The organism is Phorcysia thermohydrogeniphila, from assembly GCF_004339575.1.
GTDB classification, from domain to species: Bacteria; Aquificota; Aquificia; order Desulfurobacteriales; family Desulfurobacteriaceae; genus Phorcysia; species Phorcysia thermohydrogeniphila.
Genome location: NZ_SMFV01000006.1, coordinates 79,808 through 92,492 on the forward strand (window position 1 = coordinate 79,808; position 12,685 = coordinate 92,492).

Sequence of the window (12,685 nt, forward strand, 5' to 3'; positions counted from 1 at the left end):
GTTATAATTTCTTAAGTATCCCAAGAATAAAGGGGTTGTCATGAAACTTTCAGGAAAAACGGAAGTTTACGGAGTTATCGGTTACCCCGTTAAACACTCCCTTTCCCCTCCAATGCAGACAAAGGCCTTTCAGTCCCTCGGGATTGATGCAGTTTACGTTCCTTTTGAGGTAAAGCCCGAAAGGATAAAGGAGGCGGCAGAGGGTTTAAGGGCCTTAAACATCAAGGGAGTTAACGTTACAGTTCCCCATAAGGAGAAAATAGCCGAGCTCGTTGATTATTTAAGCGAGGATGCTGAGTTCTTAGGGGCTGTTAACGTTGTGAAGAACGTTGACGGGGAGCTCCACGGCTACAACACCGACGTTGACGGCTTCCTTCAGTCCCTCCTTGACGAGGGCGTTGAGATTGAAGGAAAAAGAGTAACGATGTTCGGTGCTGGAGGAGCTGCAAGGGCGGTAGGCTACGCCGTTTTAAAGGCCGGAGCTAAGTTCTTAAACATCGTTAATAGGAACTTTTCAAGGGGAAAGGAAGTAGGGGAGCTCTTAGGGAAGAGAGGAAATGTCCTTGTATTCCCACTAAAAGACGGAACTGTATCTACCCTCCTGAAGGACACTGACATTATCATAAACACCACCTCTGTCGGTATGAAGCCCGACGACCCGCCACTTTTTGACTACTCCCTTATTCCAGAGGGAATTACCGTAGTTGATATCATCTACAACCCGCCCGAAACTCCACTACTTGAAGCTGCTAAAAAGAAGGGGTGTAAGACGATAAACGGTCTTGGAATGCTACTCTGGCAGGGAGCTTTTGCCTTTGAGATATGGACGGGAAGGAGAGCTCCTGTTGACGTTATGAGGAAGGTGCTGGAAGAGGAGCTCTATGGTTGATTTTTTAAAGGAGCTGGTGAACTCTGAAGTCTGGAGGCTTTACGAGCCTTACCTCATATCAATAGTTCTGGGCGGGTTAGTCGGGATAGAGAGGGAGTATAAGAAGCAGAAGGAGGGAACACCATCCTTTGGAGGAATAAGAACCTTTATGCTCATAGCCCTTACGGGAACTATCTCAGCCCATTTAGCTTCTGTTTACGGAAGCCCTCTACTCTACGCCGTTTTAGCTGCTGTAACGGCGCTCCTCGTTGTAGCTCAGTTCTTTGAGAGGCTTCCCGGCCTTACGTCAGAAATCGCAGCAATTGTGACCTTTCTGGTCGGTGTTCTCTGTTACAGAACAGAATTTCAATTGGCCTCTGCAATTGCTGTTGCTACCCTCTTCCTCCTCTCCTTTAAGGAACAGATGCACGACTTTGTGAAGCACCTAAAGCTTGAGGACCTCTTTGCCCTCCTTAAGTTTACGGCAGTTACCGTTATTATCTACCCCCTACTGCCGGATATTTCCATCGGTGGCGTCAATCCCCGGGAAGTCTGGACGATGGTCGTGGTAATCTCAACGGTTGACTTTGTCGGCTACATACTGACAAAGCTTGTAGGAGAAAGGGGAATCCTGATAACTGGGCTCATAGGGGGGATTGTCTCAAGCACGGCCGTAACTGCGACTTTTTCTTCCCTTGCAAAGGTAAATCAAAGGTTAATGTCAGAGTACGGGGCTGGAATAGTAGGTGCTTCGGCAATTATGTTTCCCCGTATGGCTTTGCTTGCAAGCATTGTTGATGTAAAGTTTGCCAAGTTTCTCTTTGTGCCGGCTCTATTTGCCTTTGCACTGGGAATTTTCTTTGCGTACAGGTTGTCAAGCAGGGATAAGAAGAGCAGGGCTGACGTTGAGGTGAAAAACCCTTACGAGCTCTCAACGGCAATTAAGTTTGGGCTTCTCTACGCTTTTGTTCTCTTCTTTTCTGTAAACGCTTTAAAGGTTCTCGGTGACTATGGCCTCTACGCCGTTGCAGCTGTTTCTGGGCTTTCAGACGTTGATGCTATTACACTATCGGTTTCAAAGCTCTTTTCTGCTGGAGAGCTCTCAATCGTTCCCGGCGTTATTGCAATACTCCTTGCAGCAGCGGCAAATACCCTCTTTAAGTGGTTCTTGACTTTTTCAATGGGAGGGAAGGAGCTCTTTAAAGTCGTTACTCCGGGATTTATAGCCCTAATTGCTGGAGAGGTTATGGGGATTGCTATTCTTATTATGATGGGATAAGTAAGGAGGGGAAAACCCCGCAGGAGCGGGGCAGGAGTTATTGTATGGGATATACGCTTACAACCTTCTTTCCACGTCTTCTTTCGTACCTTACAACTCCGTCAATGAGGGCAAAGAGGGTGTAGTCCCTACCCATTCCAACGTTGAGGCCGGGGTGGATGGAAGTTCCCCTCTGCCTAACAAGGATGTTTCCGGCCTTTACGATTTGACCGTCGTGCCTTTTAAGGCCAAGCCTTTTACCTATGGAGTCCCTACCGTTTTTCGTAGAACCCATTCCTTTTTTATGAGCCATGACGAACCCCCGATTAGCTTACGATTTCGTTAATCTGGATTTCTGTAAAGTGCTGGCGGTGGCCGTACTTCCTCTGGTAGTGCTTCTTGGCCTTGTACTTGAATACGATGATTTTCTTACCCTTACCGTGTCTTACAACGGTAGCCTTTACCTTTGCTCCCTTAGCTTCCTCTCCTACCTTTACGCCGTTCTCGTCCCTTACCATGAGCGCTTCAAATTCTACCTCAGAGCCCTCAGGTAGGTTGAGTTTCTCAACCTTTAAAACCTGACCGGGCTCTACAACGTACTGCTTGCCGCCTGTCTTAATAACAGCGTACATCCCAAGACCTCCCTACGTGGTTAAAGTGAGGTGTTAATTTATAGCAATATAAATAATCTGGTCAAGCGTTAACGGAAAATATCCCTGAATTTAGCGAAGGCCTCCTCAAGGGCTGTTAAGTTACGGACACCTCCTTGTGCTAAGTCCGGCCTTCCGCCTCCTCTGCCCTCTAAGAGGGGCGCTACCTGATTGATGATGTCCCTTGCGTTGTACTTAGAGGTAAGGTCTTTGCTCAGAGCGATTAAGAGGCCGGCTTTTCCGTCCTTAATTCCGACGAGCATAACGGCAGAAGTTCCCGCTTTGTTTCTGATTACGTCTGCAATTTCTGCAAGCTCCTTACCTCCAAAACCGTCAAGCTTGGCGGTTACGACTTTCACGCCGTTTATGACGGGAGCTCCCTCAACTACCTTGTCAATCTCAGCCGTTGCAAGCTTCTTCTTGACCCTCTCAAGCTCCCTCTCCTTCTCTTTGAGCTCCTCCTTTAGCTTCTCTACCTTCTGGAGGAGCTGTTCCTCTGGAGACTGGAGGGAGACCTTGAGCTTAGAGATGAGCTCCTCCTTCTTCCTTACGTAGTTCATTGCCTCCTTACCGACTACTGCCTCTATCCTCCTCGTTCCGGAGGCTACAGATGACTCAGAAACTATCTTGAAGAGGCCTATGTCTCCACTCCTTTCAGCGTGAGTTCCTCCGCAGAGTTCCACACTCACGCCACCAACGTCAACGACCCTAACGACGTCACCGTACTTTTCTCCAAAGAGGGCTATGGCACCCCTTTCGATGGCCTCATCGTAGGGCATCTCTTCCACGCTGACCGGGTAGTTGTTGAGTATCCACTCGTAAACTGTATCCTCAACGGCCCTTATTTCCTCAGGTGTTGGCGCGTCAAAGTGGGTAAAGTCAAACCTTAACCTGTCTGGAAGAACTAAGGAACCTGCCTGTTTAACGTGGTTACCGAGAACTTCCCTTAAGGCCTTGTGGAGGAGGTGGGTGGCAGTGTGGGCCCTCATTATAGCCCTTCTTCTCTCTTCGTTGACTACGGCGTTGACAACGTCACCTACTTTGAGAGCTCCCCTCTTTACTTTAGCCTTGTGGCCTATGAGCCTTTCTGTTACGTGCTGTGTGTCTATTACCTCACAGGTGCAGTTGCTACTCTCTATTACTCCTGTGTCGCCGACCTGACCACCCTTTTCTGCGTAGAAGGGCGTTCTATCAAGGATTATCTCAACCTCTTCACCTTCCTTGGCCTCATCTACAAGCTTTCCATCCTTTAGGATTCCGACGACCCTCGCTATGCTCTGTAAGCTCTCGTAGCCGATAAATTCTGTTGGGCTTTTCTCTGAGAGCTCCTGAATCTCGGCAGAGACAACTTTCTGGAGTCCGCCTTTCCAAGCTTTCCTTGCGCGCTCCTTCTGCTCTCTTAAAAGCTCTTCAAACTTTATAGTGTCAACCTTCAGGTTTTCGTCGTTTGCAACTTCTAAGATAAGGTCTAAGGGGAATCCAAATGTATCGTAGAGCTTAAAGACCTCATCTCCCGGTATTGTCTCCTTTCCTTCCTTCCTGACCTTTTCAATTACCTCCTGAAGGATGAAAAGTCCCCTTTCTAAGGTCTTTGTGAACCTTTCCTCTTCCTTTAGAGTTACTTTCCTAATGAGCTCTCTATTTTCAACAATCTCAGGGTAGGCATCTCCCATTATCTCTATAACTTGGTCAATTCCTTCATAGAGAAATGGTTTCTCTATTCCGAGAAGTCTTCCGTGGCGGGAGGCCCTCCTAATGATTCTCCTTAGGACGTATCCCCTTCCCTCGTTTGATGGGAGGACGCCGTCTGCTATGAGGAAAGTTAAAGCCCTTAAGTGGTCTGCTATAACCCTCATGGAGGTGTCGCTCTTTTCGCTCTTTCCGTAGGGGATTTTTGAGAGCTCTGAAGCCCACTTAACTAAGGGGAAGAGTAGGTCTGTCTCGTAGTTACTCGGGACGTTCTGGAGGACGGAGGCTATCCTCTCAAGCCCCATTCCCGTATCTATTGATGGGTTCTTTAGTGGCGTCAGGTTGCCTTTTTCGTCCCTTTCGTACTGCATAAAGACCAGATTCCATATTTCAAGGTATCTATCGCAGTCACACTTCCCTATTCCGCAGTTTTCACCGCAGGCAAACTCCTCTCCCCTGTCGTAGTAGATTTCACTACAAGGGCCACAGGGCCCGGTGTCCCCCATCGCCCAGAAGTTGTCCTTTTCTCCAAGGCGGTAGATTTTGTTTTCTGGAACTCCTACGAGCTTGTTCCATATCTCAAAGGCCTCATCGTCCTTTTCGTAAACGGAAACAAAAAGCCTCTCTTCTGGTAGCTTAAAGACTTCTGTAACGAGCTCCCACGCAAAGAGAATGGCCTCTTTCTTGAAGTAGTCTCCAAATGAGAAGTTACCCAGCATCTCAAAGAAGGTGTGGTGACGGCCGGTTTTCCCGACGTTCTCAAGGTCGTTGTGCTTTCCTCCGGCCCTCATACACTTCTGGCAGGAGGTAGCCCTTTTAAAGGGGGGCTTTTCCCTGCCCAAGAAGTAGTCCTTAAACTGAACCATTCCGGCGTTTGTAAACAGGAGAGTAGGGTCGTTCTGGGGAATGAGGGGAGAGCTCTTTACCCTTACGTGTCCTTTTTCCTCAAAAAACTTTAAAAAAGCTTCCCTTATCTCTTTACCGGTCCACTTGCTCATATCTGCTCCATGTTAGAAGTTTGCGAAATTTTAGCAGAGCCCTTTTCTCCCCTCTTTTTTTATGCCTCAAAACCGCCTGAGAAGATTCCCTCCATCTTGAGTCTAAGGTCATCAGGTCTTGTCGCGTACTTGAGGGCATCCTCTTTTGTGATGAGTCCCTTTCTCCAGAGCTCGTATAGGGACTGGTCAAAGGTCTGAGAACCGTAAATCTCCCTGCCCTTCTCTATGAACTCTGGAATCTCGTCAGTCATTTCGGGATTCATGATTCTTTCTCTGATGGCGTCTGTGACAATCATAACCTCAACGGCAGGAACTCTTCCCTTACCGTCGGCCCTTGGCAGGAGTCTCTGGGAAATTGTGGCCTTTAGGACGGAAGCAAGCTGGAACCTTATGGCCTGCTGGTGGTGGGGAGGGAAGAAGGAGATTATCCTGTTTATCGTCTCCTTTGCATCAAGTGTGTGGAGTGTAGAAAAGACCATGTGACCCGTTTCGGCAGCGTCTAAGGCTGTCCTTACCGTTTCCGGGTCCCTCATCTCACCGACGAGTATAACGTCTGGGTCTTCACGGAGAGCTGCTCTAAGGGCTGTAAAGAAGTCGTCAGCGTCGTCTCCAACCTCACGCTGGTAGAAGATACACTTCTTGTCCCTGTGGAGGTACTCTATCGGGTCCTCAATTGTTATGACGACCCTTGAGTCGTGATTGTTGAGCTCCTCAAGCATTGCGGCTAAGGTGGTTGACTTACCAGAACCTGTAGCACCGGTTACAAGGACGAGACCCCTCTGGTAGAGGGCTATCTTCTTTAAAACGCTTGGCAGGTTCAGCTTGTCAATGGTTGGTATTTCTGAGGGGATTGCACGCATTACAATCGCAAAAGTTCCCCTCTGCTTAAAGATGTTTACCCTAAAGCGACAGACTCCCGGGATACTGTAGGCGAGGTCTAAGTTCTTTATGTAGGGAAGGTCCTTCTTCTTATCCACAGGCAGTATCTCTTTCACGTAGGCGTGAATATCGCTAACCTCAAGTATTGGGAGGTCGGTTCTGACGAGTTTTCCGTTTATCCTAAAGTAGGGTGGAAGTTTTGCCCTTAAGTGAACGTCAGATGCTCCAAGCTTGAAAGCTTGGGTTAAAAGAGCTTTTAAATCTATCTTAGCCACTGATAACCTCCATTATCCTTTTTTCAAGCTCGGAGGCGATTTCTGGGTTCTCCTTTAGGAAGATCCTTGCGTTCTCTTTGCCCTGACCGAGCCTTACATCACCGAAGGCATACCAAGAACCGCTCTTCTTTACGATTCCAAGCTCCTCTCCAAGGTTCAGTAAGTCCGCCTCCCTTGAAATCCCCTCTCCGTAGTAGATTTCAACAATCGCCTCTCTAAAGGGAGGAGCTAATTTGTTCTTTACGATTTTCACCTTGGCCTTGTGGCCTATCCTCTCGTCGGCTTTGCCCTTTATCTGGCCGATGCTCCTTATGTCAATTCTCATTGACGCGTAGAACTTGAGAGCTCTACCGCCGGTTGTCGTCTCCTGAGGGCCTCCGTAGCCCATTCCTCCTATCTTTTCCCTCACCTGATTGATGAATATCAAGGCACAGTTGCTCTTGCTCGTTGCGGCTGTTAGCTTCCTTAGAGCCTGAGACATTAACCTTGCCTGAAGTCCAACGTGGGCCTGTCCCATGTCTCCCTTTATCTCGTCCTCAGGAACGAGGGCTGCAACGGAGTCAACGACAATTACGTCAACTGCCCCGCTCCTTACTAAGGTCTCTGCAATCTCAAGGGCCTGCTCTCCGCTGTCTGGCTGGGATACCAAGAGCTCATCAAGGTTTATTCCGAGCTTTCTGGCGTAAGTTGGGTCAAGGGCGTGCTCTGCGTCTATAAAGGCTGCAACTCCGCCCTCTTTCTGGACGTTGGCTATAACGTGAAGTGCAAGGGTTGTTTTACCTGAGGACTCTGGGCCGTAAATCTCTGTTATCCTTCCACGGGGAATTCCACCAATTCCCGTTGCCCTGTCTATGGCAATAGAGCCTGTTGAAATTGTCGGCACGCTCTCTACAGGCTTTTCGCCTAAGAACATTACAGAGCCTTCGCCGAACTCCTTCTTAATTCTCCTTAGCGCGTCTTCTAAGACTTTTCTCCTTTCCTCTTCCATGAACGCTCCTTTAACAAATAAGGGTTTAAGGAAAAAAATGGCGGAGAGGGCGGGATTTGAACCCGCGGTGCGGGGGTTACCCGCACACCCGATTTCGAGTCGGGCCCGTTAAGCCAGGCTCCGGCACCTCTCCCTTAAAGCCTTAAAGAACTCCTTGAGGAGCTCCTCTGCTTCAGGCAGGTATATTCTATTAACTTCTGGTCTATGGTTAATCCTTTCATCTGCGAGTATTGAATAGAGGCTCTCTACTCCCCCAAATTTTGGGTCAGGCAAAGAGTAAACAACCCTTTTGACCCTTGCTTGAATTATAACACCGCAACACATTATGCACGGTTCAACGGTTGAGTAGAGGGTGCAGTCGGTTAAACGCCAAGAATTAAGTTTCCTTGATGCTTCTCTTATGGCTAAAACTTCTGCGTGGGCGGTTGGGTCCTGAAGGAACTCTTTACGGTTGAAGGCGCGGGCTACGATTTCCCCATCCCTTACGATTACAGCTCCTATTGGAACTTCGCCAAGCTCGTAGGCCTTTTTGGCCTCTTTAAGAGCCTCTCTCAGGAACTTCAGGTCTTCCATCTAAGAGCCTTAAAAAGTGGCGCGCCCGGCAGGAGTCGAACCTGCAACCTTGGGATCCGTAGTCCCACGCTCTATCCAGTTGAGCTACGGGCGCGTATTTTCTGCTATAAATTTATCCCGAACTTTTTTCTTTTCAATTCCTGAGTCCATAACTTCTTAGGGAGGAATAGAATGGAGTTAGCTCCGACTTACAATCCTGCTCTCTTTGAGGATAAATGGTATCGCTTCTGGCTTGAGAAAGGTTACTTCCACGCCGACGAGAAGAAGGTTCTCTCCGGCGAAAAGAAAAAGTTCAGCGTTGTTCTCCCTCCTCCAAATGTAACCGGAGTTCTCCACGTCGGGCACGCCCTTAACTCTACTTTGCAGGACATTATCTGCCGCTGGAAGAGGATGAAGGGCTATGAGGTCTGCTGGATTCCGGGAACAGACCACGCAGGGATAGCTACCCAGTGGGTTGTTGAGAAAGAGCTTGCGAAGGAAGGTTTAACCCGCCACGACGTAGGAAGAGAGGAGTTTGTAAAGAGGGTATGGAAGTGGAAGGAGGAGTACGGTAGCAGGATAATCAACCAGCTTAAAAAGCTTGGAACTTCCTGCGACTGGGACAGAGAACGCTTTACAATGGACGAAGGCTTTTCAAAGGCGGTAAGGAAGGCTTTTGTAAAGCTCTATAGGGAAGGACTCATCTACAGGGGTAAAAGGCTAATCAACTGGTGTCCAAGGTGTCACACGGCACTTTCAGACCTTGAAGTTGAGCACGAGGAGGTTCAGGGTAACCTCTGGTACATCCGCTACCCTCTTGTTGACGGGGACGGTTACGTTGTTGTGGCCACGACAAGACCTGAAACGATGCTTGGAGACGTTGCCGTTGCTGTAAACCCGGAAGATGAGAGGTATAAGGACTTAGTTGGCAAAAAGGTAAGGCTACCGATTGTAAACAGGGAGATACCGATAATTGCCGACGAGTACGTTGACCCAGAGTTTGGAACGGGCGTTGTGAAGATTACTCCTGCCCACGACTTTAACGACTTTGAAATAGGCCAGAGGCACGGACTACCTGCCATCTCTGTAATGGACGACTGGGGCAGAATAACGGTAGAGCCCTTTAAAGGTGTAGACAGGTTTGAGGCAAGGGAGGCGATAGTTTCTCTCCTTAAAGAGGAGGGACTCCTTGAAAAGGTTGAGCCCCACGTTCACGCCGTTGGACACTGCTACAGGTGTAAGACAGTCGTTGAGCCTTACCTCTCTGACCAGTGGTTCGTAAAGACGAAGCCCTTAGCCGAAAAGCCCATAGAGGCCGTTAAGACGGGAGAGATAAAGTTCATTCCAAAGCAGTGGGAAAACACCTTCTTTGACTGGATGTACAACATCAGGGACTGGTGTATCTCCCGTCAGATATGGTGGGGACATAGGATTCCCGCTTGGTACTGTGAGGAGTGTGGACACATAAACGTTGCAGAGGAGACTCCTAAGAGGTGTGAAAGCTGTGGAAGCGAGAAGTTAAGGCAGGACGAGGACGTCCTTGATACGTGGTTTAGTTCAGCTCTTTGGCCTTTTGGAACTCTTGGCTGGCCTGAAGAAACTGACGACTTAAAGGCCTTCTACCCGACAGACCTTTTAGTGACAGGTTTTGACATCATCTTCTTCTGGGTATCCCGTATGATGATGATGGGATACCACTTCACCGGTAAAAAACCCTTCTCTGACGTTTACGTTCACGCTTTAGTCCGCGACGAGCACGGCCAGAAGATGAGTAAGACCAAGGGGAACGTCATAGACCCCCTTGAGATGGTAGAAAAGTACGGGGCTGACACTTTAAGGTTTACTCTGGCAGCGTTGGCAGCTCAGGGAAGGGACATTAGGCTCTCTGAAAAAATCATTGAAGGCTACAAGCACTTTGCTAACAAGGTGTGGAACATTGCAAGGTTTGTTCTTTCGGCTACCGAGCAGGTGGAATTTGAGGGAGCTGTTGCCTACCAGCCGGAGGACAGGTGGATACTTACAAAGCTCTCAGAAACCGTTGAGGCCGTTGACAGAGAGCTTGAAAACTACAGGTTCAACGAGGCTGCAAAGGCCATCTACCAGTTCCTGTGGCACGAGTTTGCCGACTGGTACATTGAGTTCTCAAAACAGAGAATCTTTAAGGGAAGTGACGAGGAGAAGAGAACTGCCGTTCACGTTCTCCTAAGTGTCCTGAGGGATTCTTTGAAGCTCCTTCATCCAATAATGCCCTTCCTTACGGAGGAGATTTACCAGAAGCTACCAAATAAGGATGCAGAGTCTATCGTTATAGCTCCGTGGCCTTCACCTGAGTTTAAGTTTGAGGAGTCTGTTGAGCCTGTGGAGACCGTTAAGGAGATAATAAGGGGAATAAGGAACACAAAGGCAGAGCTTAACATTCCTCCTTCTACTAAGGTTGAGGTCTTTGTTAAGAGTAGCGATGAGGAGCTCCTTAAAACAATTTCCATCATGGTTCCTTCCATTAAACAACTTGCAAAGGTTTCGGAGCTCCAGAGGACGGAAGAAGCTCCTTCTGGCTGTGTATCCTTCTTCCTTCCGGGAGTTGAGGTTTACGTTAAAGTCGGCGAGCTGATAGACGTTGCCAAGGAGATAGAGAGGATTAAGAAGAAACTTTCCGGCGTAGAAAAAGACATCAAGAAGCTTGAGAAGAAGCTTTCAAACGAGAACTTCTTGAAGAGAGCTCCAAAGGAAGTTGTTGAGAAGAACCGTAATGAACTTGAGGAACTAAGAGAGATTTACGAAAAACTGAACAATACCCTCAAGCAACTGGAAAATATCCTTTCTTAAGGAGTGTTTCCCCTCCCTTTAAAGAGGGAGGGGATTTTTATTTATCATTTTTCTAATACTTCTCTTTCAAACTCCTTCATTATGTGTTTCCACCATTCAAAGGTATCTTCTAAGTTTTCCTCAGTTACGCCGTACCTGAGGTTAACTGCCATCTCTAAGTTGATGGTGTTGTCTTTATCTATGTAAGCCTTACCAAAGCGTTTATCCCTATTCCACTTGTTTATTTTTTCAAGGGAAATTTTCTTACCCTCCCAAGCGGCGTTAAAAAGGATATCTTTGCAGTTTTTCCCGTTACTGCACCCGTAGAAAGAAATAGTGTATTTTGTTCCTTCTATTCTTCCAACGATTAGAGGGTCTCCGGTGGAGTCCTTTTTAAGCTTGGCGCTTCCAAATCCCTTTGCTATGTTGAGAATAGCTTGAGGATTTTCTGCTGAAATGATTTCAACTGCGTAGCTTGGTGCTGTAAAAGCAAAGGAACTACATAAAGACGCTGCTATCATTAGAGTTTTTAGTTTGACTTTTTTCATAACGGTTCTCCTTTCAATTCGGGTTGGGCACTTAAATCCATCCTAATACACCTCTTGAACCTTGTCAAGAATTTAGTCTGCGTAGGAAAAGATTTAAAAACTTTAAAAACATTGGAGAAGATATGTTTTATGAAAGGTAGTCTATTTAGACAGGAGGAAGGGGAAACGGTGGGATATTTTGTGTAAGCTATAAAAAAGGGAGACTCCATTTTCTCACTTTGCGTAAAATGTTACTACCACAAGATGGAGAGAGGTATAAAGTGAGTGTGTTTGATGAGCTTGCAAAAAACTGGGATGAAAAACCTTTAAGGGTAGAAAATGCAAGGAGAATAGGACAGGGTATTATTGATAATATTCCTGTAGATAAAAACTGGAAAGTTATGGATTTTGGAGCAGGGACGGGGCTTTTGACGTTTTATATTCAACCCTACGTTAAAGAAATAGACGCTATAGATAACTCAAAGGGAATGCTTGAGGTTTTACAGGAAAAAGTAAGAAAAGCAGGAGTTTCAAATATAAATCCTGTTTTTAAAGACCTTGAAAAGGATGAACTTGGAAGTGAAGAGTATGACCTTGTTGTAAGTAGTATGACACTTCACCATATAAAAGATGTAGAGTCTTTATTACGAAAATTAAAAAAATCTTTGAAAGAAGGTGGATATATAGCTATTGCAGATTTAGAGGAAGAAGAAGGAGATTTTCATTCTGATAATAAAGGTGTTTATCATTTCGGTTTTTCCAAAGAAAAAATGAGGGGATATTTTGAAAAATTAGGATTTAAGGATATAAGGCTCTTTACCGTTAATATAATAAACAAAAACAACAAGGAATACCCTGTATTTCTCGCAATAGGAAGGAAATGAATTTCACACTACAGGTAAAGAGGATGGACACGTAAAGAGGAGGTCTAACGTCTGGAAAAGATACGAAGCCAAACGTCGGCATTCAGATTTAGTTATTTCTTTTGGAGTAACAGACGGAACTGAAATGCTTATTCAATGTGGATTAATTGAGTTCCTTTTTATCGTGGCAGTTAGAAGGAGGGTTAGGAGGTAAGAAGTTCTGCAAAAATATAAAAAGGCCTGGCACCGCCCTACTTTCCCGCCCCGTCTCCAGGGCAGTATCATCGGCGCTGGCGGGCTTAACTTCCGTGTTCGGAATGGGAACGGGTGTTT

The 12,685-nt window shown here is 46.9% G+C and carries 11 protein-coding genes, 2 tRNA genes and 1 rRNA gene; 4 read left to right on the forward strand and 10 right to left on the reverse strand.

The window, feature by feature from the left end:
* The first annotated feature begins 40 nt into the window (after positions 1-40).
* Both CLV27_RS08075 and CLV27_RS08080 read left to right on the forward strand, forming a co-directional pair.
* Positions 41-889, forward strand: coding sequence for a shikimate dehydrogenase (locus CLV27_RS08075; protein ID WP_132527630.1), 849 nt, complete (start codon positions 41-43; stop codon positions 887-889).
* Positions 882-2,147: an MgtC/SapB family protein gene (locus CLV27_RS08080; protein ID WP_132527632.1), complete on the forward strand. Its 1,266-nt coding sequence runs from the start codon at positions 882-884 to the stop codon at positions 2,145-2,147. Before CLV27_RS08075 ends, CLV27_RS08080 begins: the two co-directional genes overlap by 8 nt.
* Before the next feature lie 37 nt (positions 2,148-2,184).
* Here CLV27_RS08080 and rpmA read toward each other — a convergent pair whose 3' ends face one another.
* The 8 genes from rpmA to CLV27_RS08120 all read right to left on the reverse strand — a co-directional run bounded on the left by rpmA (position 2,185) and on the right by CLV27_RS08120 (position 8,272).
* Positions 2,185-2,439 (reverse strand): 50S ribosomal protein L27, encoded by a 255-nt coding sequence (rpmA, locus tag CLV27_RS08085; RefSeq protein ID WP_132527634.1) that lies wholly within the window; start codon positions 2,437-2,439, stop codon positions 2,185-2,187.
* Positions 2,440-2,452: 13 nt separating this feature from the next.
* Complete coding sequence (gene rplU / locus CLV27_RS08090) at positions 2,453-2,758, reverse strand: 50S ribosomal protein L21 (RefSeq protein WP_132527636.1); 306 nt, start codon at positions 2,756-2,758, stop codon at positions 2,453-2,455.
* Positions 2,759-2,826: 68 nt separating this feature from the next.
* Positions 2,827-5,463, reverse strand: coding sequence for an alanine--tRNA ligase (gene alaS / locus CLV27_RS08095; RefSeq protein ID WP_132527638.1), 2,637 nt, complete (start codon positions 5,461-5,463; stop codon positions 2,827-2,829).
* 59 nt (positions 5,464-5,522) lie between these two features.
* Positions 5,523-6,617: a type IV pilus twitching motility protein PilT gene (locus CLV27_RS08100; protein ID WP_132527640.1), complete on the reverse strand. Its 1,095-nt coding sequence runs from the start codon at positions 6,615-6,617 to the stop codon at positions 5,523-5,525.
* A complete protein-coding gene (gene recA, locus CLV27_RS08105) occupies positions 6,610-7,605 on the reverse strand; it encodes a recombinase RecA (protein WP_132527642.1) in 996 nt (331 codons plus the stop codon). Before recA ends, CLV27_RS08100 begins: the two co-directional genes overlap by 8 nt.
* Before the next feature lie 38 nt (positions 7,606-7,643).
* Positions 7,644-7,738, reverse strand: a tRNA-Ser gene (locus tag CLV27_RS08110).
* A complete protein-coding gene (locus CLV27_RS08115) occupies positions 7,714-8,178 on the reverse strand; it encodes a nucleoside deaminase (RefSeq protein WP_132527644.1) in 465 nt (154 codons plus the stop codon). The genes CLV27_RS08110 and CLV27_RS08115 overlap by 25 nt, the downstream gene beginning before the upstream one ends.
* Before the next feature lie 17 nt (positions 8,179-8,195).
* Positions 8,196-8,272: transfer RNA gene (locus tag CLV27_RS08120), tRNA-Arg, on the reverse strand.
* Positions 8,273-8,349: 77 nt separating this feature from the next.
* Between CLV27_RS08120 and CLV27_RS08125 the strand changes: the two genes are divergently transcribed.
* Positions 8,350-10,983 carry a valine--tRNA ligase gene (locus CLV27_RS08125; protein ID WP_132527646.1) on the forward strand — a complete coding sequence of 878 codons (2,634 nt, stop codon included), beginning with the start codon at positions 8,350-8,352 and terminating at the stop codon, positions 10,981-10,983.
* A 44-nt stretch (positions 10,984-11,027) separates the two neighbouring features.
* Here the strand turns inward: CLV27_RS08125 and CLV27_RS08130 are convergent, their stop codons facing one another.
* Complete coding sequence (locus CLV27_RS08130; protein WP_132527648.1) at positions 11,028-11,510, reverse strand: YbjN domain-containing protein; 483 nt, start codon at positions 11,508-11,510, stop codon at positions 11,028-11,030.
* 266 nt (positions 11,511-11,776) lie between these two features.
* Here CLV27_RS08130 and CLV27_RS08135 point away from each other — a divergent pair, with 266 nt between their 5' ends.
* Positions 11,777-12,373 carry a class I SAM-dependent methyltransferase gene (locus CLV27_RS08135; RefSeq protein ID WP_207891615.1) on the forward strand — a complete coding sequence of 199 codons (597 nt, stop codon included), beginning with the start codon at positions 11,777-11,779 and terminating at the stop codon, positions 12,371-12,373.
* A gap of 217 nt (positions 12,374-12,590) precedes the next feature.
* Here the strand turns inward: CLV27_RS08135 and rrf are convergent.
* Positions 12,591-12,685: ribosomal RNA gene (gene rrf, locus CLV27_RS08140) — 5S ribosomal RNA — on the reverse strand; the annotation flags it as partial.

What these genes read in the sequence shown, in the direction of transcription:
- rpmA (WP_132527634.1), bottom strand. Translation starts at nt 2,439, where the DNA reads ATGGCTCATAAAAAAGGAATGGGTTCTACGAAAAACGGTAGGGACTCC.
- CLV27_RS08125 (WP_132527646.1), top strand. Translation starts at nt 8,350, where the DNA reads ATGGAGTTAGCTCCGACTTACAATCCTGCTCTCTTTGAGGATAAATGG.
- CLV27_RS08080 (WP_132527632.1), top strand. Translation starts at nt 882, where the DNA reads ATGGTTGATTTTTTAAAGGAGCTGGTGAACTCTGAAGTCTGGAGGCTT.
- alaS (WP_132527638.1), bottom strand. Translation starts at nt 5,463, where the DNA reads ATGAGCAAGTGGACCGGTAAAGAGATAAGGGAAGCTTTTTTAAAGTTT.
- rplU (WP_132527636.1), bottom strand. Translation starts at nt 2,758, where the DNA reads ATGTACGCTGTTATTAAGACAGGCGGCAAGCAGTACGTTGTAGAGCCC.
- recA (WP_132527642.1), bottom strand. Translation starts at nt 7,605, where the DNA reads ATGGAAGAGGAAAGGAGAAAAGTCTTAGAAGACGCGCTAAGGAGAATT.
- CLV27_RS08115 (WP_132527644.1), bottom strand. Translation starts at nt 8,178, where the DNA reads ATGGAAGACCTGAAGTTCCTGAGAGAGGCTCTTAAAGAGGCCAAAAAG.
- CLV27_RS08075 (WP_132527630.1), top strand. Translation starts at nt 41, where the DNA reads ATGAAACTTTCAGGAAAAACGGAAGTTTACGGAGTTATCGGTTACCCC.
- CLV27_RS08130 (WP_132527648.1), bottom strand. Translation starts at nt 11,510, where the DNA reads ATGAAAAAAGTCAAACTAAAAACTCTAATGATAGCAGCGTCTTTATGT.